We start from the raw sequence: 22,425 nt of genomic DNA, 5'->3' as shown, positions 1-22,425 counted from the left end.
TTTATATAATAAAAAGAGTTTTACGGAAATGTAAAGCTAAGAAAGAATCATAATTACTGTATTGGAAGTAATTCTATCAGTGTAATCAGAGCTTTTAGTAATTATGATACTGTGAAGAAGGGCATTTTGCCCTTTTTAATTTTTCTGTTTTTTGCTTTACGGCATTATCACTTTTTGTAACCTTTTATTATTTTATGAAATATATATATTTTAGGGCTATAAAAAGAATGACCCTAATAAGCTTATATAAACCTTATCTTTCGTTTATATGTAATTCAGCATAAAATACTGATTATTTTTTCCTGTAATTCAAAGCTTCAGATAAATGATGTATTTGTATATTTTCTGTTCCTTCAAGGTCTGCTATGGTTCTTGCTACTTTCAATACTTTATCATAAGCTCTCGCAGACAGATCAAATTTTTCTATTACTGAGTTCAAAAACTCAAACATTTCATCAGTTAATTCACAGTATTTTTCTATGTCTTTCTTTTTCATATCTTTATTTAATTTTATGCTTTTATATCTGAAATACTGTATTTTACGTGCTTTTAAAACACGTTTCTTGATTTCAGACGAAGATTCTCCCTTAGTCATACTCAAAATCTCTGTATGGGAAAGCTTTTTCAGCTCTACATAAAGATCCATACGGTCTAATAATGGCCCAGAGAATTTCTTTATATATCTTTTTATATCACGCAGAGTATCAGTGCAGCGGGGATCATCAGGGAAATATCCGCTGGGGCTGGGGTTAGATGCTGTAATGAGAATCATGCTAACAGGATATACAGCAGAAAAATCAGCCCTTGATATGGTTACTTTCCCGTCTTCAAGGGGCTGTCTTAATACTTCCAGTAATTTCAGGGGATATTCGCCAAGTTCGTCAAGAAATAAGATGCCGTTTAGAGCAAGTGAAATTTCGCCCGGACGCTGTGAACCACCTACAAGTGAAACCGTAGACGCGGTATGGTGCGGAGCTCTGAACGGTCTTTGGGAAACTACGGGGAATTCCGGCGAGAGCATACCTACGATACTGTATATACGTGTAGTTTCTATTATTTCTTCTTCATGCATATGAGGGAGTATAGTGATAACCCTTTTAGCTATCATGGATTTTCCCGAACCAGGATCACCAATAAGAAACAGATTATGTCCGCCGGCAGCAGCTATTTCAGCAGCTCGTTTAGCATGGGACTGACCTTTGATATCGGAGAAATCTATATCGTCAATGTGAAGTTCAGATTCAGGCTCTGTGTTTTTTATCGTATAGTATTTCCCTTCGTTTAAAAATCTGAATACATCATTTAGATTCTTTACGGGAACTATTTTTATTCCTTTTATTAATGAGGCTTCTTTGTAATTCTCATATGGGATTATAATACCTTCAAGATTATTGTTTTTGGCAAGAATAACAGCGTTTATTATTCCTTTACAGCTTTTTACGGCGCAGTTTAGTGAAAGTTCTCCTAAGATGAGATACTTTTCCAGCCGTGCCATATTTTCAATATAACCTAAATTAGCCAGTATTCCTGTACATATACTCAGGTCAAACTGGCTTCCTTTTTTTCTGATATCTGCTGGAGAAAGATTCACCACGACTTTTTTAGCAGGAAAAATAACATCTATATTTTTCAGACTGCTTCGTATTCTCTCTCTGCTTTCTATAATAGCCGTATCACCCATTCCCACAATGGAAAAACCGGGTAATCCATTAAAAATATCCACTTCCACATTTACAATATATGAATTCATCCCTGTAAAACTGGCACTTAAAATAGTAATAGCCATAATCCCCCACCTCTTTTATTTATGCTAACATTAATTAATTTCTGAGTCAATATTTTTAATTGAGAAAAAGGGGAGTTTTAAGGGTGTACACTTAAACATAGATAACAAGAGCCAAAATATATCTTTTCAAAATAGAAAAAAATAATTAAATCTAAGAAAACTATAATGGACAATATTTAAAATATAGGATATACTTAAATTAACTTAAGAGAAAAATAAGAAAACGGATCAATAACTAGAAAAACAAGGAGGAAATACATGTCAAAATCTAAATTATTTTCTGTAGCGCTATTGGCATTAATGCTGACAACAGCGGGATACTCGGCAGGAACTGCCGCTGCTCCTGCGAAAACAACTACCGCAGCTGCAAAAACTGTAAATGCTGAAAACATAGAACTTACAGAAGCATATGTAAAAGAAGTAGGTAAAATGTCATATTTTTGGGGCTGGCCAATGGCAAATATGTATAACAGATATATGATAACTTCACAAAATACTACAATTGGATTACAGGTAGGAAAAGTTCCCGCTGCACCGCTTAATCATATTGCAATGCTTCACGATTATGCAGACCCTACGGGAAGAATAGTAGCATGCCCTAATCAGGACGTAGTTTACGGGCAGTCAATGATGTCTCTTGACAAAGATGCTGTTATAGTACAGGTTCCGGATTTTAAAGGAAGATTCTGGGTTTATCAGATAGTAAACCAAAGAACAGATTCTATAGCAGAATTAGGTTCTATGTATAATTCAAAACCGGGATTCTATATGATAGTAGGGCCTGACTGGAAAGGAACGGTACCGAAAGAAGTAATCAAAGTATTTCATTCTGATACAAAAATTGCATATGCAGTACCTAGAATATTCATGAATGACACTGCAGAAGATAAAAAAGATGTACAGCAGTTTATTAATAAGATAGATATTTATCCGCTTTCAGAATTTGACGGAAAAATGAAGGAAAGAAGCTGGGCTGATTTACCAATATTGCCTGTGGCTGCATCACAAGGCGGAAGTGAAGAAGTGAAGTGGGTAGACCCCGCTAAATTTGTGGATGAGCTTCCTGCTATATTACAGGATGTACCGCCGTTAGCCGGGGAGGAAAGCCTTTATGCCACTATGAAAACTGTACTTGAAGCAGTAAAGAATAATCCGAAATTAAAAGAAGCCTTCACTCAGGGAGCAATAGAAGCTGACAATGAATTAGTAACACCATTGTTCCAATTCAGCAACTACGGAACTAAGCTGAAAGATAACTGGACAACTACAAGTAACGGAGCAGAGTTCGGAACAGATTATTATACAAGAACAGCAGCGGCAAAATCTAATATTTTTATAAATAAATCTAATGAAACAAAATATTTTTATCAGGATTTTGATTCAAACAGAGTAAGATTAAACGGAAGCAGCAAATATACAGTAACATTTGCAAAAGGGCAGACACCGCCTGTAAACGGCTTCTGGTCATTAACATTATATAATTCAGCTCACTTTTTTGAGCCGAATGATATAAACAGATATTCATTAGGTACAAAGAATAAAGATTTGAAATATAATAAAGACGGGTCGCTGACATTATATGTCCAGGCGGAAAAACCGTCGAAAGACAAGGAAAGCAACTGGCTTCCTGCACCAAAAAGCGGAGATTTCTCTCTGTATGTAAGAGCTTACTGGCCTAAAGAGGCGATAAACAGCGGACAGTGGACACCTCCAGCAGTAGTTAAAGTTAAATAGTTTGAAAATAGAAATATAATAACAGGATCTGTATGGTAAATTACCAGATACAGATCCTTATTTTATTTAAACTGTTTTCTGAATTCAACATTTTTTAATGTAATTTTTTGAAATTAAAATTGAAATGTATTATAATAGATAAGTTCAGTTTATATTATAGATAGTTCCTAGGCATTTGACCGTAAAAAGTCAGATGCCTTTTTTATACAGCTGTAAATATTGAAATTTTAAAGATAGAAAAAATAATGGAATAATTATTCTATTATTTCACATTATCTTCACATAGGAATGTTAGACTTAAACTATATTAGAAATTTGGAGGATAATATGAAAAAAGTAATTTTAGCAATGGCGATATTATTAATATCAATATCATCTGTAGGATTTGGGTCATACAGACATGACAGGCATAACAGACGAAATGACAGAAGATATACTTATAGAAAAGTATGTGTAAGAAAAGACAGACGGGGAAGATGTATAAGATATGAGAATAGGAGAGTACCTTATAATAATTACAGACATCTTGATACCAGACCGCCGAGATTCAGATAAAAGCACAGAATCTATAAACTTGAAATAAAAAAAACCTTCGCTCTGGATTAGAACATTGAATAAAATCAATATAAATAGTGTTTACTTCCTAATATATTTTGCTTGATTATATTTAGTAAATGAAATATAATTTAGTGAATGTTCTATCTAGAGTGAAATTTTTTCAAAGGAAAAGAAGAGGGGAAAAATATTATTTTATTATTGTCAGGTTTTTAAGCTATTTGTACTATGATTATAATGGCGGAATAATTACAGATGTATTTACTAATAAAATAGATGCGAGAGAATTTGGGATTTTAAAACAGATAATATTTCTACGAATGGTTTGCTTAGCAGTTAAAAATAAAGCTAATTTTATTACAGCAAAAGAGGCTTTTGAAGGTTCAACCCAAAAAGGGGAATCTTCTGACTCTATAGAATGTTTAGTGACAGCAAAACAAAAAAGAATTCCAAGTAATGTTGATCAGAAAGCCGAGGGCGGCATGCTAACGTGTGAAGACACAAAATACAGGGTTTATGTAGGCAATGACCGAAAATATAACCTGATGAGTGTAGGAGACCGTTATGGATTTCAGGTAAGATGGATAGAGAGTAATCTTTATTATTTTTATGTGGATATTATAGGAGGAACTTTATAAAAAAATATAGGAGTGATGTAAATGAAAAAGTTAATAATCGGAATATTTTTAGTTTCAGTGATAATGAATTTTGCGAATTGCAGTTTGAATGCTGATAAGTTAGTAAAGAATGTGATAAAACAAAAACTTACTTTTTCTCCGGAAGATAATTTGAAATATTTCAGTCCGGAAATAAATGGAAAAGAGTATAAGTATGAAGTATTTGAAGATCATGATACACATACTGTAAACAGAGCTTATTTAAAACTGGATATGAAAACAGGTACTGTATACAAAGAAAATATTGCAGAAGATAAAATGGAAAAAATATATCAGGATAGAAGTTTGAGATGTAAATAAAGCAAGTATAAATAGAAAGGGTCGTATCTGAAATTACAGGATACAGACCCTTATTTTTATTCAAATCGTGTATTTTCAATTACCGAAGCAGTTATAATACCGTATTCAAAATATCTGGCTTTTATAGATGCACACAGATTAATAAAAAGATCAGATAGTTCATTCATGGTATTTTTAAGTTCGTCATGATTCCGGCTGATTTCTTCAAATTTTTCAATTAAAGTAACGGTTTGATTATGGAAAGAAGTACTGTCAGTATTATTTAAGTCCATTTCTTCAAGAAAATAAAATATTAAATCTTTTTGACTATTGTTCATAAAATAATTTCCCCCTCTTAAAAATATTATTGTTTTCTAAATTCAACGTTTTTTAATGTTATTTTTTGAAATTAAAATAGAAATATATTATAATAGATGAGTTAAGTTTATATTATATATAGTTCTTTGGCATTTGACCGTAAAAAGTCAGATGCCTTTTTTAATTTTTTTATTCACCTCCTTTAACTCAAATATATTGTAATATGTATATGTTAAATTGTCAAATATATTTACCAAAAAATGTAGATAAAAAGACACTAAACAGTGTCCCAGTCAATTTCAAATAGATCAGTAAGAGAACAGTTAAAGAATTTCATAAGTTTTAGAATAGTGTCAAAATTCATTTTGTTAACACCTTCATCCTGTGTTATTCTTTGCAAAGTCTGCCTTGATATGTACAGGTTACTTTGGTCTAAACACCTGTATAATTCTGAAATACTTCTTATTTTATTTTCAGCCATTAAAATTCTTAATCGAGATGTAACCATAACCCCTCCAAAAAATAAAAATTTAATATATTTTAACATTTAAATATATGGAAATGCAAGCTGTAGGAGTAAAAATATAAAAGGAGTATATCATTGACATATAAATATGCTTGTGTTACAATGTGTTACGGAAGGAAGTGGTTTTTGTGAATTTAAATCATACTCAAACAATACAGGCTAGAGTTAAATCAGAAGAAAAAAAGGTTATTGAGAATTATGCGAAGATGAATAATATATCTGTGTCTGATCTAATAAGAAAGACTTTATTGGAAAAAATCGAAGATGAAATAGATTTAGACATATATAAAAAAGAGATGGCAAGATATAAAAAAAATTCGAAAACATATTCGCAGGCGGATATTGAAAAAGAATTGGATTTATAATTATGAAAGGAAAAAAATATAATGTTGAATATACTGAAAAATGTTTAAAACAACTGAAAAAAATGGATAAAAGTGAAAGTGCTTATATTGTTGGATGGATAAAAAAGAAACTTATTAATTGTGAAAATCCTAGAATACATGGTAAAGGATTGGTAGGAGACCATTCAGGAGAATGGAGATATAGAATAGGAAATTACAGAATTATTGCAGATATTAATGATGATACAGTTCTTATCTTACTTTTAAATATTGGTCATAGGAAGAATGTGTATAAATAAGGAATTATATTGAAATAGAAAATATAGTTCCTTTTTTTATTATTATATCTCAGAATATAAAGATAATTATAAATGAATATTTTTCTCAAAAACTCAAAAAACTGCGAAAAATGAAAAATATTGTTTTAAATGCCGAAAAATCCCTGATGCTGAATTTTTCAAATCTCCCGAAAAAGCCGCTGTTCGACTTCGATTAATCTTATTTATAATGCTAAAATCTCTATATAAAATAAATAGGAGGAATAGCCATGAAAGGATTATTTATAAAAGGAAAATATAAAAACGAAGAATTTGAATTTCACGCATACGAGGAATTAGGAAAAGTAAGACTGGAAAACAAATATAAACATGATACATTCTTTAATTCATTAAAAGAGATGGAAGATTTCTTCAAAAGTACAGCTCACAGTTTTGAGGCTGTTGAAATAAACTAACAAAAATATATTATCATATAAAGAAATTTTGCTTCCGCATAATATAAAAATCACTCGCAATGAATTATAAAAAAGTAAAAACAAAATAATAAGAGTTTGTCATAAAGCAACCAAACAGTTGACATATTACTATTAGTAAAGGAGATGGTATTATGAAAATATTGTTGGATATAGGACACGGAGGAAGCAGAAAATCTTCATCAGGAAAAATAATAAGAGATTTTGGCGCAGTTAACCAGAATTATAAAACAGATGAATTTCACTGGAATGAAAATTTTGTGAAAAATTATCTGATACAGGAATTTCAGAAAAATAATCTGAATTATGAAATTATCCTGAGGAAAACAGATACCGAAGAATTAGTAAGTGATTTGAACAAAGCAGCTCAGACTGGCGACATTATTTTATCCTTTCATCTGAACAGCGATATAAAAGCTTCGGGAACCGAGGTACTTTACTGGGAAACTAGCATAAACGGGAAAAAGCTCGCAGGTTTGCTGCAAAAGAAACTCACAGATGTGCTAAAACTTCCTGACAGAGGAATAAAGGGAAGAAGAAAGCCCAAAGACACTAAAGACGCTCTTAATCAAAGAGGATGGACAATGTTTAAGAATACAAAAGTTCCTTTTGTGATGATGGAAAGCTTTTTTATTACAAACAGCAAGGATTTGGAAACAGGAAATAAAAATATAGCTGCAATGGCAAAAGCTGTGACAGAAGCAGTTTTAGAATTCAGGGAGGGGAAAAAATGAATACATTCATAATAACTATACTTATATTACTAATAGGAGGAACCGCATATATTCTTTACAAAAAAAACAAACTTGATAAAGTGACGGAATATCTGGTAAACTTACTGAATATTTACGGAAAACATGTACTAAATAAAGTAAAGCTTGTTTTACTGCTGAATACTCTGAGAACATGGGTTTTAGCAAATACTAAAAACAGTGTTTTGAAATTTTTTATAGAATTATTCTGGCCGGAAACAGACTTGCTGTGGACAGCTTTGAATGTAGAAAATACCAATAATAAAAATGAAGCTATAAACAGTATACCAGATGTTATAGTATCTAAAACAGTAGATAATATACTAAATAATACAAAGTATACAAATAATGATTTTGCTGCGACTACAAACCTTAAAATAACAGAAAAGGATAAAGGATATCTTGAAGCGTATCTGGAAGGGCAGATAAATAAACTTGAGGAAGCAAGAATCGGAATTAAGGCGGGAATAAAGTGGTAGGGGAGAATATAGATTATCAGAGTGACTTGAATTATTTGAATAAGATATAATAAATTAATTAAATAAAACTTTTTAAGAGCCTGAAAAGGTTCTTTTAATATGCCTGAAAGTAGGGTATAATTAAAAGGAAAATGAGAGAAAGACTAAAGAGTGAAGCATAAAAAAATAATGTATGAAAGATAAAAAATACAGCAATTAAGAAATTTTATACAAGATTTAGGATATATATGCAAAAAAATCAATAAAAGGAGTGATAGAATGAGTTCAGATCATGGTGAAACAGTAATGCAAAAGCCAATTAACGAATATGCTTTATATATTAAGAATATGATACCGGCAGATATACCTGAAACTTATGCACTAAAGCCCATATTTGAGAATATTGCAAGCGAAGAAAATATACGGAACGGCATCATAGCTTTCAGAGATTATCTGCATATATTTTGTGACCGCTTGATTTCAGACGGACATTTATATTCAAAACCGCGCAAAACAAAAAACTTAGAGGATTATCCATTTCTGAATAATATTAATCACCTGTTAATTGAAATAGGCTTTCACGGCAAAATTTCTGAAAACGGCAATTCATTATTAATTGATAAAATGCCGCTGTTCACTGCATCAAAACCCAAAATACCTTTTTCTAAACAGACTGAATGTCTAAAGTTCTTAACTCTATGCGGTTTTGTTTTCTCCGATATTGATTTAGATACAAAGAAAATTGATTTTTCGGAAGGGCAGCTTTTCAAAGTAACGTATCCTGACAATCCCAAAATGCTCACAGGTCTAAAAGCTCTTTCAATAGCGGCGAAGGAATTATGGGTAAGATTTCATAATAATGCTGATAACCTGTTACGGTATGATTACAGAACTATAAAAGTGGAAGATTCTGATATTCTTGATGTTTTAAAAGATTTTCTACAGCCTTTGCCTGAAAAGCTTCAAGAATTCGCGCTGGAATTACACCGGCGTTATACAGATATGGAGATGACTTGCGTAACGCTTTATGATGATGCGAATCATTTTGTTTATGCGAATACAAAGAAGAGCAAGAAAACTTTGTCCAGACGGGATATCTTTCAGAAAAGGGTATGGGAGTTTAGTTTATCTGTGAAATACGGCTATAGTTTAGTTGTAAGAGCGAAAAAAACAGATAAATATGCAGATGTTATAAAAAGCTTTCCTCTATATTTACAAGAGAAAATTTCACAAGGATATGGCTGTGACAGAAAACTGCGTAACGAGCCTTGTCAGGGCGGCTGTCAGGGAATACGCATTCTTTTGGATAATTCAGTGCTTGAAATGAAAAAAGATATTGAGATATGGCTGGATAATGAGGTAACATGATATACGAAATATCAACTAACAGCAGATATTTTGATTTTTTCTTTTATTTAAGAAGGCTTGGAACTTCGATGGTTCTTTTTTATATTAAAATATAGTATAATATGAAATCAAAACATAAATTAACACATTACAAATGTTTTTAAGGAGTGAAAAATGGTAAGGAAAATTCAAATAGGAAGTTATATTTTACAGCTTTTGAATATGATTCAAATAGGTCTCTGGGTAAGTGGTGCATATGGAAGAAATAGAATGATTGACCTGTCTAACGGGGCTTTTTTTTCATTAAATACACTTTTTCCTTTTTTTATTATGGTGCTTTCTCTGATTATGGCTATACTAAGTAAAAAGAGAATACTGTCTGTTATTATAGTGCTTATGTGCGGTATACAGGCAGCATTGTTCACTTTATTTATTATAGCGGGAATACTGCTGTTTGGATAATTTTTATAAGAAACCCTGTAAAAAACACCGGAAAAATCAGAAAAGTCTGAATATAAATGAAATCAGGAATTTTTTTAACAGAGATTTTGATTAATGAGATAAACTTATGAAATAGAAAGGAAAATAATGAGAGAATATTTTCTAAAGACAAAACGTCTGGGATTTTCACACTGGAAAAAAGAGGATATAGAGACAGCGTATTCTTTGTGGGGAGATGAAAAAGTGACGAAATATCTGTCAGCATCTGGAATATTTACCAGAGAAGAAACATCGGAGAGATTAAATCTGGAAATAGAAAATGAAAGATTATACGGTATACAGTATTGGCCTGTCTTTGAGCTGGAAACAGGCGAGTTCACAGGATGCTGCGGACTGCGCCCGTATAAAAACAGTGAAAAGATTTTCGAGATAGGCTTTCATCTAAAGCCTGAATACTGGGGAAAGGGATACGGAAAAGAAGCAGCAGAAGGTATGATAAAATATGCTTTTGAAAAATTAGGGGCGGAAAAGCTTTTTGCAGGGCATAATCCGGCTAATGCAGCCTCGGCAAAACTTCTGACAAAACTCGGGTTCACCTATACAGGGGATGAATATTATGAACCCACAGGTTTATACCATCCTTCATATATTTATGAAAAAAATACTTACAGAGAAATAAAGGAGAGGAAAAGTGACTAAGTTAAAATCCGGTGATATATTAAAGCCGTCAAAGTTCGGAATGATGTTTCCAGCAGGGATATTATCCATGACAGCCTTTGCAATGTGGTTTTTATTACTTATGGTACCTGTTATAGGGCTTATAAATAAACCTGACATTGTAATAAGGGATGTGAAAAATGCCGCACCTGAACTCTGGCTGACTATTGGAGGAACGTTAATTCTGATTATACTGCTTCAGATTTTGTTCAGAATGGTTATAAAAAGAAAAAGAATAATTATTGATGAGAGTTATGTCTATGTAAAAAGTATATTCACTTCAAAAGAAGTAGAGATAGTAAATGTAAAAACAATAAACAAGACAGCAGACAGAGCCGCATTATGTACAAATATCACACTGGTTTATAGAAACAGATCAAGGGCAAATATAAGCGGATGGCTGATGAAGTGGGGCGAAATGGACAGGCTCGCAGATTATATATACAGCAAAAATTCAAATTAGAATTTTAAGTATCAAAATATGTAAAAATTTTATTTTTAAAATTAATTATTAAATAAAAACAGTTAGAAATGAAAAATGGGTAAAGTACAGACTATCAGAGTTAGAGAATATTTCTTTTAAAAGTATGAAATTTGAATATGCAAATAACTTTCATTTTTAAAATTAATGTGGTAAAATGTATATAATAAAAGAGTTTGACAAAGTGAGGACAAATGAAGGTAAATAAAGAACTGGACAGTGAAATAAAAAAGATATACAAGGAAATAGGGAATGATGTAGATAAAAGACTGGGTGAATTTAAGGAGGTTTGGGAAAAGGGAGGTGAAGAAGATATCTTTGCCGAAGTCGCTTTTTGCGTACTGACGCCGCAGTCTAAAGCCAGAAATGCATGGAAGGCAATAGGTATATTAAAGGAAAACGGGCTGCTGTTTGACGGTGAAGCTGAAGAAATAGCAGAACATCTTAATATTGTGAGATTTAAGAATAATAAAGCAAAGTATCTCGTGGAGCTGAGAAACCTTATGACAAGGGACGGCAAGCTTATGCCGAAGACAATTCTCAGTGAGCAGGGCGACGTATTCCAGACAAGAAAATGGATTTTTGATAATATCAAGGGTATGGGTATGAAAGAAGCTAACCATCTTTTGAGAAATCTGGGATTCGGACGTGATATAGCTATTCTGGACAGACATATACTTCGGAATATAGCAGCTTTGGGAGTAATTGACGAAGTACCTAAGTCTATTACAGAAAAAAATTATTATGAAATAGAGAGTAAAATGAGAGAATATTCCAAAAAATCAAAAATTACAATGGACAAATTAGACCTGATTCTGTGGTATAAAGAGGCAGGGGAGATATTTAAGTAATTCCGGAATATTGACAAATAAAGGGTAGTATAGTAAACTTAGTATAAGATAAAAGCGATAATTTAGATCTAGGAGGAATATAAAATGAGCAAAGTTTTTCATTATAACGGTGAAGATTTTAAAGGTGAAGTGGTAAGTGCAAAAGGAATAACTCTTGTAGATTTTTTTGCTACATGGTGCGGTCCTTGTCAGATGCTCGGACCAGTATTGGATGATTTATCAGAAGAAGTTGATTATAAAGTAGTAAAAGTAGATGTGGATCAGTCAAGAGATCTGGCAGCTGAGTACGGAGTAAGAAGTGTACCGACTATGTTCATTTTCAAAGACGGGGAAGTTGCAGAACAGATGATAGGATTCCTGACAAAAGACGAAATAAAAGATAAAATAAACAGTCATTTATAGGGATATTTTTCCTGTAATATGCATTAAAAAATAAAACTGAGGTAACCCTGTATTTGATTTGGAGCCTCATTTTTATATAAGTATTATTATTAAATGTTTTATGTAATAAATTTAATAAAATCAAAATTTCATAAACTCTAGGAGGAAAGTAATGAAAAAAATCTTATTAGTTTTAACACTGTCGTTATTATTTCTGGTATCATGCGGAAAGAAGACAGAAGAGGCACCGAAAGACGGTACCGCAGAAACTAAAACAGAAACAGCTGCGCCGGCAAGCGATATGAAAGTAGCAATAGTTTATTCTACAGGAGGGCTTGGGGACGATTCATTTAATGATGCGGCAAAAAGAGGACTGGAAGAAGCTAAGGCAAAACTTGGAATCACATATGACGAATATGAACCAAAAGATCCTAGTGCTGAAGCAGAAAATCAGTTAAGAACTTATGCTGAAAGCGGACAGTACAACTTGATTATAGCAACAGGTTTCAGTATGAAAGATGCATTATTAAATGTGGCTAAAGAATTCCCTGATCAGAAATTCGCAATAATCGACGAGAGAATAGAAGGTCAGCCAAATGTAGCATCATTAAGTTTCAAAGAACATGAAGGTTCATTCCTTGCAGGAGCTCTTGCAGCTATGATGTCTAAATCAAATGTAATAGGTTATGTAGGAGGAGCAGAATCACCTCTTATCCAAAAATTCGAGGTTGGTTATGTACAGGGTGCAAAATATGTAAAGCCTGATATAAAAGTACTTGTAGTTTATGTTGGCGGAACAAATGCATTTAATGACCCTACTTCTGCTAAAGCAAGAACAGAAGCTCTTATTTCTCAAGGTGCAGACGTGATTTACCATGCTGCAGGTGCAAGTGGAAAAGGTGTTTTCCAGGCGGCTAAAGAGAAAGGTGTTTATGCTATCGGAGTAGACTCTAATCAGGACGGACTGGCAGAAGGCGTAATTCTTACTTCTATGCTGAAAAGAGTAGATACAGCTGTTTTCAATATTATTAATGAAACTAAAGATGGTAAATTTGAGGGGAAAATCTATGAATACGGTATGAAAGAAGGCGGAGTCGGATTAACAGATTTCAAATTTACTAGAGAAAAAATAGGTGAAGAAAACATCAAGAAACTGGAAGAAATACAAAAGAAAATTGCTGATGGTGAAATAGAGATAAAATCAACAAGATAATAATAGAAAAGTACTCTGTTTTTTAACAGGGTACTTTCTCTTTATAACAGAAAAAACGGAGGAACAAAGATGAAGCTCACTGTGGGATTTTTAATGCTGATATTATCATTTATACTTCTGCCTTATAACGTTCAGGTGGAAAAAATAACCAGCAGTACCATGAATAAAACTTTTAATGCAACAGTAATTACACCAAAAACTTATGGAAAAACAAGTAAAAAATATTCAGTGGTTTATATTCTTCACGGCTGGCTGAATGATTATGACAGCATGAATTATCATACTGAAATAGGGAAGCTTAGCGATGAATATGACTTTATAATAGTAATGCCTGACGGAAATCTGAATAAATGGTATTATGACAGCAAGATAAATTCTGAGCTAAAATTCGGGACATATGTAGGAAAAGAGGTTCCGGAATATATAGATAAAAAGTATAAAACAGTGAAGAAGAGAAGCGGAAGAGCAGTAACAGGATACAGCATGGGCGGTTTCGGAGCTTTTAATGCAGTGTTTCATTATCCCGAAACTTTCGGAAATGTGGGAAGCATGAGCGGAGCAGTAGAAATAAGCGGTTTTGATAATAAATGGAATTTACGGAAAGTTTTTGGAAACTATGAAGATAATAAAGAGCTGTGGGATAGTGTCGCAGTAAAAAATAACCTTGATAAGCTTACGGACAAAAAATTTAATATAGTAATAAGCTGCGGAGATAAAGACTTTTTTATTGATATAAACAGGGAAGTCCACGGAAAAATGCTTGAAGCAGGAATAAAACACACTTATATTGAAAGACCGGGAAAACATAATTGGGATTATTGGAGAGAAGAAATAAAATTTCAGCTGTTATTCTTCTCAAATTACTTAAAATAAAAATATTTTTATAATTTCTATTTTATAAACTTATGTTTAAAAAATGTTGTTATATACAATTGTAAGGAATAGTATTGTCATGATAAAGCCTTGTAATGCTGTCTGATATTTTTTCTAAACTAAAATAAAAAAATATTGCATTAAAATAATTAATTCTAAAATAATATAGAAGTCTGTGAAAATTAATTGGCAAAAGCAGGAAAGAGGGTTATAATTTAGTTGTAGAAAAGATATTTTAGGAGGATTAATGAAAAAGGCACTATTCATTTTAACTTTGATGATGTTATTTTTAATATCATGCGGATCAAAAAGCACCGATGGTGAAACTGCAGGAACAGCAGCTGCGGAAGGAACTGCCAAAGATGCAAATGTAAAAGTAGCAGTGGTTTATTCTACGGGAGGACTAGGGGATAACTCGTATAATGACGCTACAAAAAGAGGTTTGGAAAAGGCAAAAGCGGAACTTGGTATCACTTATGACGAATATGAACCAAAAGACCCGAACACAGAAGCAGAAAATAAACTGAGAGAATACGCAGAATCAGGAGATTATGCTTTAATAGTGGCTACAGGATTCACTATGAAAGATGCTTTAGTAAATGTAGCAAAAGAATTTCCGGAACAAAAGTTTGTTATCATAGATGAGACAATAGAAGGAATGCCTAATGTTGCATCACTTACATTCAAAGAACATGAAGGATCTTTTTTAGCAGGTGCTTTAGCTGCAATGATGTCTAAGTCAAATGTAGTAGGTTATGTAGGAGGAGCAGAAGCTCCGGTAATACAGAAATTCGAAATAGGATTTGAACAGGGTGCAAAGTATGTTAAGCCTGATATAAAATTTTTACCTGTGTATATAGGTGGAACAAATGCATTTAATGATCCTGCGTCAGCTAAGGTAAAAGCAGGAGCCATTATAGATCAGGGAGCAGATGTAATATATCACGCATCAGGAGCAAGCGGAAGCGGAGTATTCCAGGCTGCCAAAGACAGAGGAATATATGCAATAGGTGTAGATTCTAATCAGGACGGGCTGGTAAAAGGAACTATACTTACATCAATGATTAAAAAAGTGGATACAGCAGTGTTTAATTCAGTAAAAGAAGTAACAGAAGATAAATTTGAAGGAAAAGTCTATGAATACGGTTTGAAAGAAGACGGATTGGGGCTTACAGATTTTGAATTTACAAAAGAAGTTATTGGTCAGGAAAATATTGATAAATTAAATGATATAAAAGGAAAAATAGTATCTGGCGAAATAGTAGTTTATCCTACGAGAGACCAGATAAAGTAACTAAATCAAGTTTTGAGAAGGTGAGAATATGGGAGCATTAGACATTATTAAAAATAAGACACTAACATATGAGCAGATAGTAATGAATCTTGCGAAAGAAGGCGAAAACAGTCTGAATGTTTTGAATATCAGTGAAAAAGCACAAAAATACAGAGATGAAGGAATAATATGTGATTTATTCGAAGGGAACGCACCTTTCAGGCCTAGATACATAGTTCCTGATTACGGGAAGTTCATGAAAAACGGTTCCAAGTTTCTGGGAATAGAGCCGGCAAATGATATTTGGGAAGCAACACATAATTTATTAATGCTTTACAAACATGTTCCATCAATTACAACAATGCCTGTATATCTAGGTAATCTGGACTATTTGCTGGAGCCGTATGTAAAAGATGAAGAAGAGGCATACAGAGCTATAAAATTATTTTTGAAGCATATAGACACTACAATTACAGATTCATTCTGCCATGCAAATATAGGGCCTAAAGAAACAAAAGCGGCATTTATTATATTAAGAGTAATGGAAGAGTTACAGCTTCCTACACCTAATCTTACACTGAAATACAGTGATGAAACAAGTGACAGACTGGCAATTGCCTCTGTGGAAACATCACTTGTTACTGCAAAACCAAGTTTTGCTAATCATAAAGTATATTCAGAAGATTTTAAGGGAGAGTACGGAATAGTAAGCTGTTATAACGGGCTGAAAGTAGGAGGAGGAGCTTATACACTGGTAAGGGTAAAGCTTGGTGAATTATCTGAAAAAGCTGACAGTGTAGAACAGTTTATGGATGAAGTGCTTCCTGATCTTGCTGATACTATGCTTGGTTATATAGATGAAAGAGTAAGATTTATCGTAGAGGAAACTCCATTCTTTGAATCTAATTTTCTTGCAAGGGAAGGTTTGATCGAAAGAGATAAATTTACAGGATTATTCGGTGTGGTAGGTCTTGCAGAATGTGTAAATAATCTTTTGAAGGCTGAAAACCAGGAAGACAGATTCGGATATTCCGAAAAGGCAAATCAGCTGGGAATGCAGATTATACAAAAATTAAATGAAAAAGTAAAAGGTCATAAAAATAAATATTGTCCTTTCACTGATGGAAATCACCTGCTTCATGCACAGGTGGGAATAGATACAGATACGTCTGATTCACCGGGATGCAGAATTCCTGTGGGAGAAGAGCCTGAAATATGGAATCATCTTGTACAGAGCGCACCTTTCCACAAATACTTTCCAAGCGGAATAGGTGACATCTTTACATTTGATGAGACATATAAGAAAAATCCACAGGCAATACTGGATATAATAAGAGGAGCTTTTAACTCCACAGATCTGAGATTTATTTCTGTGTATAGCGAGGACAGTGACGTAGTAAGAGTTACTGGATATCTCGTGAAAAAATCAGAAATAGCAAAGCTGGAAAAAGGAGAAGCTGTTCTTGCTGATACTACAGTTCTTGGTATGGGTGCAAGAGATAATGCAAAAGCCTTTGATAGAAAATTAAGACATTAAAATATATAATAAGACTTGGAAATTACATTCCAGGTCTTATTTTTTGAGGAGAAACAATATGTACGCTGTAGTAAATAATATAATAAAATTTTCAAATGTAGACGGTCCGGGAAACAGAATGGCAATATTTTTTCAGGGTTGTAATTTTAGATGCACATATTGTCATAATCCTGAAACTATACATTTTTGCAATAACTGTGGTGAATGTGTGCGGGTATGCCCTGTTAGCGCTCTGAAAACAGAAGACGGAATCGTAAAATGGGATAAAAAGATATGTATAGACTGTGATGAATGTATAAAAACATGCAGATTTTTTTCCAGCCCGAAAACTGAAAAGTATACTGTGACAGATTTAATAAAAGAAGTGGAAAAAGTAAAAATATTTATACAGGGAGTCACTGTAAGCGGAGGAGAAGCTACGCTGAATGCACACTTTATAACAGAATTTTTTAAAGAAGTAAAGAAGATGAATCTGAGTGCTTTTGTTGATACTAACGGCGGTATAGATATAAGCCTTGAGAAATACAGAGAATTTATAGAAATAACAGATAAATTTATGTTGGATATAAAAGCATGGGATTCAGAAGAGCATAAGGAACTTACAGGTGTAATCAATGATAAAGTGCTGAAAAATCTGAAGTTTTTATTGGAAAAAGATAAAATGTTTGAAGTAAGAACCGTGGTTAATTCTATGATAAACGCCGAAGAGACAATAATGAAAACAGCAGAGATATTAAAGGATTATCCTGAAGTAAGATATAAAATAATAGCTTACAGACATTTTGGAGTAAAAGAAGAATTTAAGGAAAAATTATTACCCCTTCCAAATACAGATGATCTTGAAAAACTTAAAGCAAAAGCAGAAAAAATAATGAAAAATGAAATTATTCTGTTATAGATTTTATTTGACAATTATTAGATTCTGATATAAAATTCTTGTATAAACAATGATGCAGTTTGGAGGCGATGAATATGAGAATTTTTATTATATTAGCAATTTTAACATCATTAATAAGTTGTATGGCAGCAGATCCTACAGAGCATTTTAAAGACCCTGAATTTATTCATAATGAAAGGGATTCCGGATACTCGAAGTAAAAGTTTTGTTCAGTAAAAAAATAAAATAAGTTTAGTTTATAAAACATTAGAATAAATATTCTAATGTTTTTTTAATTTTTTTATAAACTTAAGTTTATTTTTGGGTTTGATCATAAATTGAAAATACAAAATATGAATGATATAAAATAAAAATAAATAGAATTTTATAAAAGAAAAACTGAAAACTAAATTCATTTTTTGCCTGAAAATAAAGTGATAATAATTATTTGTTTTTTTATTTAATAGATTTTTTTATAAAATAAATAAAATAAAATAAGTATCTAAACATAAATTATGCAAATTAACTGTTTGTTAAAAAGATTGATTTTGATGAAAAGATGGAATAAAATAAGTTATAAGACAAATTTTCTAAAGAATGTTTGTAGTTGCAAACAAAGAAGGAGTAATAAAAAATGTTTAGAAATAAAAAATTATTGATGTTTTTAGCATTAAATTCATTAGCTGGTGCTACAGCAGTCGGCAGCAGTAATGAATTTAATAAATATGAAAACATGTATAACAAGATGACAAAAAATCTTGATAAAAATATATCAAACAGCAGTAATTATAAGCTGCTGGAAAAGGTATTGAATCAGAGAAACAGAGAATTAAAAGATCTGTATTTACAGAGTGACTATATTGTGAAGCCTGAATATCTGGAATGGCAGATATTCTTTTCAGGTTTCTATAATGTAAAAGACAGAAAAGGAGAAAAAGAGGTAAATGAAATACCGACTCCTTCCACATCCGGCACAATAGACGTAAGTATAAGTATGCCAAATGTGGTTATAGACAATAGTAATATAAATATAAATGGTGTATCGGTAAAGTCTCCGGCAGTAAATATAAATAAAAATACTACCGCTATTCCTGAGGTAAGTTATAGTAATAATATAACAATACCGGAATTTGTTATACCGGAATTGCCGGTTGTAATAATTGATCAGCCCACTGTATCAGTATCAGCAGCTAGTTTGTTTTCCTCGTCTTCTATGTATGATAAGACATTTTATAATCCTGGGCTTACTTCAGTACAGACGTGGAACGGCGGTTTATTTTCGAATTATAATCTGGAAAGCGGTGACTATACTTTTAACAGAAATATTACAAATTCTGTAAACAGTGCCTCTTTTAGTTTTGATAATGCTGTGGGAAGTATAGATCCTACTGCATTAGCCGATGCTACACTAAATCAGCCGGCTGTTATTCCAACATCAGATTCTAATTCTATTAACAGCATGGCAGCTATGATGGTAGTTTCTACATCATCACCTAGTATAAGAATAGGCAGTGCTGTAAATATAAATTATACATCCTATGATAATACAACGGGCAGTCATCAATATGCACCTATAATGTTACAATACCCATTGAATTCAAACCGGTCAGCTCTTAATGCAGATGCTGATTATGCTTTCGGCGGTTCTATGGCGTATCCGGATTCTGCGGCAAATGTGCCGTTTTCTATCCTTAGAAACAGCGGGACTATTACTATATCTGGTAACTATATAGTAGCGGGTATGTTAATGAATAAAAATAATCAGACTGGAAACAGAAATGATTATTTACTGGTAAATGACGGTACAATTATAGGAGAATATGCTGATTCAAGGAATAAAGAACAAATTGGTTTTGCATTTCAGGGTTCTGCTACTCTGGGTACTAAAGGCGAAAGACTTATTATGGGAAATGATGGAGTAATGGAATTCAGGGCACCAAGTTCAACCGGGTTTCATATAGGAGGTGTCAATTTAGGGAAATATCTAACTGCATATAACAGAGGCAGTATTGATATGTATGGTTCAAATAGTTTGGGTATAAAAATGGTTTATTCTTCTTTAAGCGGATATACACCTGGGAGCGATCAGACAAATTCGAAAATTCTGCTTGAGAAACCTATCAATATACATGGTGACAACAGCATAGGGGTTTATTATACACCTACTAATATGAAAGCTGAAAATTCAATATTCAAAGTAACTATCGGAACAGAAAAAAACAGTTACACGGGAAATATAAGTAATAATGATCCAAATTATGTCGAAAATTCCATTGGTCTTTATATATATACGAGACCTAACGGATCTGCCGGAACATCAACAGCAATTTTCAGGGATTATGATATAAAATTTGGAGATTATGCCAAAAACAGTGTTTTGTTTCTAAATGACAGCAACAATTCATATAATATGACAAGCAAGACGTTTAGTTCAACATCAACATTACTTGAAACTTACATGGATAATTCTGTAGTTTCTTCCATTGATGCGGATTCAGGTTCAAACAATGTAGTTTTTTATAATAAAGGTAATATGAGTAATGGTACTTATGCTTCTGTCCCTATTTTATATATAAAACCGGATATAAATGTCGGAACAGCAAATAAGCCGGTAAATAATACACTAGCTTTGTATAATTACGGAGGTATAGCCCATCTTACAGGAAATATAGAAACATACGGGGAGTATTCACACGGACTATACAATGACTCAATAAATAAAACATTTAGTAAAGTTCTTTATACTCTGGGATCGAAACTTGATAATACAATAGACGGAGCAGCAAAATCCATTTCGGTAATCACACATGGTGATAATTCTGCTGCTATATATAATAGAGAATCTGAGATTAATTTTCTTGAAGGAGGGACATATAAAGCTCTTGGTGAAGGCAGTGTAGTTCTGTATAATAAAGACGGAAATATAAATATTACAGGTGATGCAACATTTGAGGTCAGCAATAAGGGAACTCTTATCATGGCTAACGGAGGAAGTATTAATTTAAACGGAAGTAATACATACAATGTTAAAAATAATTCTGTTTTCGCATATGCACTTGGAACTGCCGGAATAAAAGTAAACTTTTCAGGAGCAAACCAGACTCTTAATCTGTCAGGCGGAAGTATAGGTTTTGTCTATGACGGTGATTCGTCAAAAATGCAGCAGGATACACTGTACAATTATCTGAATGCAAATTTTGCAGGTCTTAACAACTTAAATGTAAATGTACTTGATGATGCGAGATTATTCGTTCTTAATAATTACGGAACATTAAAACTGAGCGAATTAGAAAATCTTGATACTGGTGCAGGACTATTTGGAAGTATATCAGGAAATGGCGGAAACACACTTTTAAATAAGGGTACTTTGGTGTTAGACGGTACTGGAACAATTAATCTTGATGATCCTGATGATTTTTATGCTAATACTGATAAAGCAGCTACAGGAATTACAGTAGAATCAGGTATTGTCATAACAGGAACACAGGACAATCAGATAGCATTAGGAGGAAAAGATACTTACAGAGGGACTCCGGGCGGAAATACTTATGTAGTAATGGAGAATAACGGAACTATAAATCTTTCCGGCGATAAGTCAGTAGGGATATATACGAATAACGGAATAATTAATAATGTTTCAAATGTAAGTGTAACAGGAAAGAATTCCGCAGGCTTGTTCGGTGAAAACAGTTCTGTTATTACTAATAACGGGAATATAAATATAGCTGACAGCGGAGTGGGAATATATGCAGTTTCTTATCAGAATCCTGCTGAGCCTGATGCAGGTTATGGAAATGGACTAGTAGATGTAACAAATAACGGAATCATAACTGCGAACACTTCTGAAAAAGCAACAGGTATTTATGTAAATAACAATAAAACCGGAGCAGTGAGAAGTACAGGAACTCTAAACTTATCAAACGGTACTGTAGATATGTCACTTTCTAATGGAAGTACAGGAGTCTATGCAGATAATGCCACTGTAAGCGGCGGAGGTACAATAAGTGTTGGAGAATCAGGAACAGGACTTTATGCAAAAAACAGTGATCTGAATATATCTAATATGACCCTGAATATGAATAAAAATAATTCAGTAGGGGTATATCTTGATTCAGGAAGTAACATGAATGCAACAGGAACAAACACAGTAAATATAAAGGGAGAAAGAAATACAGTATTTGGTGTTAGTATGAAAAAGTGGACACAAAAATCTTGATTGTGTAAACTAATTGAGAGAAGGCAGGTGTCCGAAAT

Annotated in this window: 24 protein-coding genes; 21 read left to right on the top strand and 3 right to left on the bottom strand. The window is 32.7% G+C overall.

Going from position 1 to position 22,425, the window contains the following annotated elements; genetic code table 11:
* Window positions 1-292: 292 nt before the first annotated feature.
* Window positions 293-1,786 carry a YifB family Mg chelatase-like AAA ATPase gene (locus NK213_RS08940; protein ID WP_253348609.1) on the bottom strand — a complete coding sequence of 498 codons (1,494 nt, stop codon included), beginning with the start codon at window positions 1,784-1,786 and terminating at the stop codon, window positions 293-295.
* A 258-nt stretch (window positions 1,787-2,044) separates the two neighbouring features.
* Here NK213_RS08940 and NK213_RS08935 point away from each other — a divergent pair, with 258 nt between their 5' ends.
* From NK213_RS08935 to NK213_RS08920, 4 genes are all read left to right on the top strand, one after another.
* Window positions 2,045-3,520 (top strand): DUF1254 domain-containing protein, encoded by a 1,476-nt coding sequence (locus NK213_RS08935; protein ID WP_253348608.1) that lies wholly within the window; start codon window positions 2,045-2,047, stop codon window positions 3,518-3,520.
* A 327-nt stretch (window positions 3,521-3,847) separates the two neighbouring features.
* Complete coding sequence (locus NK213_RS08930; RefSeq protein WP_253348607.1) at window positions 3,848-4,075, top strand: hypothetical protein; 228 nt, start codon at window positions 3,848-3,850, stop codon at window positions 4,073-4,075.
* A 221-nt stretch (window positions 4,076-4,296) separates the two neighbouring features.
* The gene (locus NK213_RS08925) at window positions 4,297-4,713 is read left to right on the top strand and encodes a hypothetical protein (protein ID WP_253348606.1); all 417 of its coding nucleotides are present in this window, start codon (window positions 4,297-4,299) and stop codon (window positions 4,711-4,713) included.
* 21 nt (window positions 4,714-4,734) lie between these two features.
* Window positions 4,735-5,052, top strand: coding sequence for a hypothetical protein (locus NK213_RS08920; RefSeq protein WP_253348605.1), 318 nt, complete (start codon window positions 4,735-4,737; stop codon window positions 5,050-5,052).
* Window positions 5,053-5,108: 56 nt separating this feature from the next.
* On the opposite strand, the gene NK213_RS08915 is transcribed toward NK213_RS08920, so the two are convergent.
* Both NK213_RS08915 and NK213_RS08910 read right to left on the bottom strand, forming a co-directional pair.
* Complete coding sequence (locus NK213_RS08915) at window positions 5,109-5,369, bottom strand: hypothetical protein (RefSeq protein ID WP_253348604.1); 261 nt, start codon at window positions 5,367-5,369, stop codon at window positions 5,109-5,111.
* A gap of 257 nt (window positions 5,370-5,626) precedes the next feature.
* Window positions 5,627-5,857, bottom strand: coding sequence for a helix-turn-helix transcriptional regulator (locus NK213_RS08910; RefSeq protein WP_253348603.1), 231 nt, complete (start codon window positions 5,855-5,857; stop codon window positions 5,627-5,629).
* A gap of 146 nt (window positions 5,858-6,003) precedes the next feature.
* On the opposite strand from NK213_RS08910, the gene relB reads away from it, so the two are divergent.
* The 17 genes from relB (at window position 6,004) to NK213_RS08825 (ending at window position 22,387) form a co-directional block, all read left to right on the top strand.
* A complete protein-coding gene (relB, locus tag NK213_RS08905; protein ID WP_253348602.1) occupies window positions 6,004-6,240 on the top strand; it encodes a type II toxin-antitoxin system RelB family antitoxin in 237 nt (78 codons plus the stop codon).
* A gap of 2 nt (window positions 6,241-6,242) precedes the next feature.
* Window positions 6,243-6,518: a type II toxin-antitoxin system RelE/ParE family toxin gene (locus NK213_RS08900; protein ID WP_253348601.1), complete on the top strand. Its 276-nt coding sequence runs from the start codon at window positions 6,243-6,245 to the stop codon at window positions 6,516-6,518.
* 248 nt (window positions 6,519-6,766) lie between these two features.
* Window positions 6,767-6,952 (top strand): hypothetical protein, encoded by a 186-nt coding sequence (locus tag NK213_RS08895; protein ID WP_253348600.1) that lies wholly within the window; start codon window positions 6,767-6,769, stop codon window positions 6,950-6,952.
* A 152-nt stretch (window positions 6,953-7,104) separates the two neighbouring features.
* Window positions 7,105-7,704, top strand: a complete 600-nt coding sequence (locus NK213_RS08890; protein ID WP_253348599.1) for an N-acetylmuramoyl-L-alanine amidase — start codon at window positions 7,105-7,107, stop codon at window positions 7,702-7,704.
* Complete coding sequence (locus tag NK213_RS08885; protein WP_253348598.1) at window positions 7,701-8,201, top strand: hypothetical protein; 501 nt, start codon at window positions 7,701-7,703, stop codon at window positions 8,199-8,201. Before NK213_RS08890 ends, NK213_RS08885 begins: the two co-directional genes overlap by 4 nt.
* Window positions 8,202-8,459: 258 nt before the next feature.
* The gene (locus tag NK213_RS08880) at window positions 8,460-9,548 is read left to right on the top strand and encodes a hypothetical protein (protein WP_253348597.1); all 1,089 of its coding nucleotides are present in this window, start codon (window positions 8,460-8,462) and stop codon (window positions 9,546-9,548) included.
* A 153-nt stretch (window positions 9,549-9,701) separates the two neighbouring features.
* Complete coding sequence (locus NK213_RS08875; RefSeq protein ID WP_253348596.1) at window positions 9,702-9,989, top strand: hypothetical protein; 288 nt, start codon at window positions 9,702-9,704, stop codon at window positions 9,987-9,989.
* A gap of 126 nt (window positions 9,990-10,115) precedes the next feature.
* On the top strand, window positions 10,116-10,667 hold the full coding sequence (locus tag NK213_RS08870; protein ID WP_253348595.1) for a GNAT family N-acetyltransferase: 552 nt from the start codon (window positions 10,116-10,118) through the stop codon (window positions 10,665-10,667).
* Window positions 10,660-11,148, top strand: coding sequence for a hypothetical protein (locus NK213_RS08865; protein ID WP_253348594.1), 489 nt, complete (start codon window positions 10,660-10,662; stop codon window positions 11,146-11,148). Before NK213_RS08870 ends, NK213_RS08865 begins: the two co-directional genes overlap by 8 nt.
* 212 nt (window positions 11,149-11,360) lie before the next feature.
* Window positions 11,361-12,017 carry an N-glycosylase/DNA lyase gene (locus tag NK213_RS08860; protein WP_253348593.1) on the top strand — a complete coding sequence of 219 codons (657 nt, stop codon included), beginning with the start codon at window positions 11,361-11,363 and terminating at the stop codon, window positions 12,015-12,017.
* An 84-nt stretch (window positions 12,018-12,101) separates the two neighbouring features.
* Window positions 12,102-12,419, top strand: coding sequence for a thioredoxin (gene trxA / locus NK213_RS08855; protein WP_253348592.1), 318 nt, complete (start codon window positions 12,102-12,104; stop codon window positions 12,417-12,419).
* Window positions 12,420-12,570: 151 nt separating this feature from the next.
* Window positions 12,571-13,611, top strand: coding sequence for a BMP family protein (locus NK213_RS08850; RefSeq protein WP_253348591.1), 1,041 nt, complete (start codon window positions 12,571-12,573; stop codon window positions 13,609-13,611).
* A gap of 69 nt (window positions 13,612-13,680) precedes the next feature.
* Entirely contained in the window at window positions 13,681-14,484 is an 804-nt protein-coding gene (locus NK213_RS08845; protein ID WP_253348590.1) for an alpha/beta hydrolase family protein, read from the top strand.
* Between the two features lie 247 nt (window positions 14,485-14,731).
* Window positions 14,732-15,778, top strand: a complete 1,047-nt coding sequence (locus NK213_RS08840; protein ID WP_253348589.1) for a BMP family protein — start codon at window positions 14,732-14,734, stop codon at window positions 15,776-15,778.
* Window positions 15,779-15,806: 28 nt separating this feature from the next.
* Complete coding sequence (locus tag NK213_RS08835) at window positions 15,807-17,294, top strand: YjjI family glycine radical enzyme (RefSeq protein WP_253348588.1); 1,488 nt, start codon at window positions 15,807-15,809, stop codon at window positions 17,292-17,294.
* A gap of 58 nt (window positions 17,295-17,352) precedes the next feature.
* Window positions 17,353-18,192, top strand: a complete 840-nt coding sequence (locus NK213_RS08830) for a YjjW family glycine radical enzyme activase (protein ID WP_253348587.1) — start codon at window positions 17,353-17,355, stop codon at window positions 18,190-18,192.
* A gap of 613 nt (window positions 18,193-18,805) precedes the next feature.
* A complete protein-coding gene (locus NK213_RS08825; protein WP_253348586.1) occupies window positions 18,806-22,387 on the top strand; it encodes a hypothetical protein in 3,582 nt (1,193 codons plus the stop codon).
* Window positions 22,388-22,425 lie beyond the last annotated feature (38 nt).

The sequence above is a fragment of the Sebaldella sp. S0638 genome, from assembly GCF_024158605.1.
GTDB lineage: Bacteria > Fusobacteriota > Fusobacteriia > Fusobacteriales > Leptotrichiaceae > Sebaldella.
This window is presented reverse-complemented; position numbering and strand designations above follow the sequence as displayed.

What these genes read in the sequence shown, in the direction of transcription:
- NK213_RS08870 (WP_253348595.1), top strand. Translation starts at nt 10,116, where the DNA reads ATGAGAGAATATTTTCTAAAGACAAAACGTCTGGGATTTTCACACTGG.
- NK213_RS08875 (WP_253348596.1), top strand. Translation starts at nt 9,702, where the DNA reads ATGGTAAGGAAAATTCAAATAGGAAGTTATATTTTACAGCTTTTGAAT.
- NK213_RS08885 (WP_253348598.1), top strand. Translation starts at nt 7,701, where the DNA reads ATGAATACATTCATAATAACTATACTTATATTACTAATAGGAGGAACC.
- NK213_RS08900 (WP_253348601.1), top strand. Translation starts at nt 6,243, where the DNA reads ATGAAAGGAAAAAAATATAATGTTGAATATACTGAAAAATGTTTAAAA.
- NK213_RS08830 (WP_253348587.1), top strand. Translation starts at nt 17,353, where the DNA reads ATGTACGCTGTAGTAAATAATATAATAAAATTTTCAAATGTAGACGGT.
- NK213_RS08880 (WP_253348597.1), top strand. Translation starts at nt 8,460, where the DNA reads ATGAGTTCAGATCATGGTGAAACAGTAATGCAAAAGCCAATTAACGAA.
- NK213_RS08850 (WP_253348591.1), top strand. Translation starts at nt 12,571, where the DNA reads ATGAAAAAAATCTTATTAGTTTTAACACTGTCGTTATTATTTCTGGTA.
- NK213_RS08845 (WP_253348590.1), top strand. Translation starts at nt 13,681, where the DNA reads ATGAAGCTCACTGTGGGATTTTTAATGCTGATATTATCATTTATACTT.
- NK213_RS08840 (WP_253348589.1), top strand. Translation starts at nt 14,732, where the DNA reads ATGAAAAAGGCACTATTCATTTTAACTTTGATGATGTTATTTTTAATA.
- NK213_RS08835 (WP_253348588.1), top strand. Translation starts at nt 15,807, where the DNA reads ATGGGAGCATTAGACATTATTAAAAATAAGACACTAACATATGAGCAG.
- NK213_RS08935 (WP_253348608.1), top strand. Translation starts at nt 2,045, where the DNA reads ATGTCAAAATCTAAATTATTTTCTGTAGCGCTATTGGCATTAATGCTG.
- NK213_RS08920 (WP_253348605.1), top strand. Translation starts at nt 4,735, where the DNA reads ATGAAAAAGTTAATAATCGGAATATTTTTAGTTTCAGTGATAATGAAT.
- NK213_RS08940 (WP_253348609.1), bottom strand. Translation starts at nt 1,786, where the DNA reads ATGGCTATTACTATTTTAAGTGCCAGTTTTACAGGGATGAATTCATAT.
- trxA (WP_253348592.1), top strand. Translation starts at nt 12,102, where the DNA reads ATGAGCAAAGTTTTTCATTATAACGGTGAAGATTTTAAAGGTGAAGTG.
- NK213_RS08930 (WP_253348607.1), top strand. Translation starts at nt 3,848, where the DNA reads ATGAAAAAAGTAATTTTAGCAATGGCGATATTATTAATATCAATATCA.
- NK213_RS08825 (WP_253348586.1), top strand. Translation starts at nt 18,806, where the DNA reads ATGTTTAGAAATAAAAAATTATTGATGTTTTTAGCATTAAATTCATTA.
- NK213_RS08915 (WP_253348604.1), bottom strand. Translation starts at nt 5,369, where the DNA reads ATGAACAATAGTCAAAAAGATTTAATATTTTATTTTCTTGAAGAAATG.
- NK213_RS08910 (WP_253348603.1), bottom strand. Translation starts at nt 5,857, where the DNA reads ATGGTTACATCTCGATTAAGAATTTTAATGGCTGAAAATAAAATAAGA.
- NK213_RS08895 (WP_253348600.1), top strand. Translation starts at nt 6,767, where the DNA reads ATGAAAGGATTATTTATAAAAGGAAAATATAAAAACGAAGAATTTGAA.
- NK213_RS08860 (WP_253348593.1), top strand. Translation starts at nt 11,361, where the DNA reads ATGAAGGTAAATAAAGAACTGGACAGTGAAATAAAAAAGATATACAAG.
- NK213_RS08890 (WP_253348599.1), top strand. Translation starts at nt 7,105, where the DNA reads ATGAAAATATTGTTGGATATAGGACACGGAGGAAGCAGAAAATCTTCA.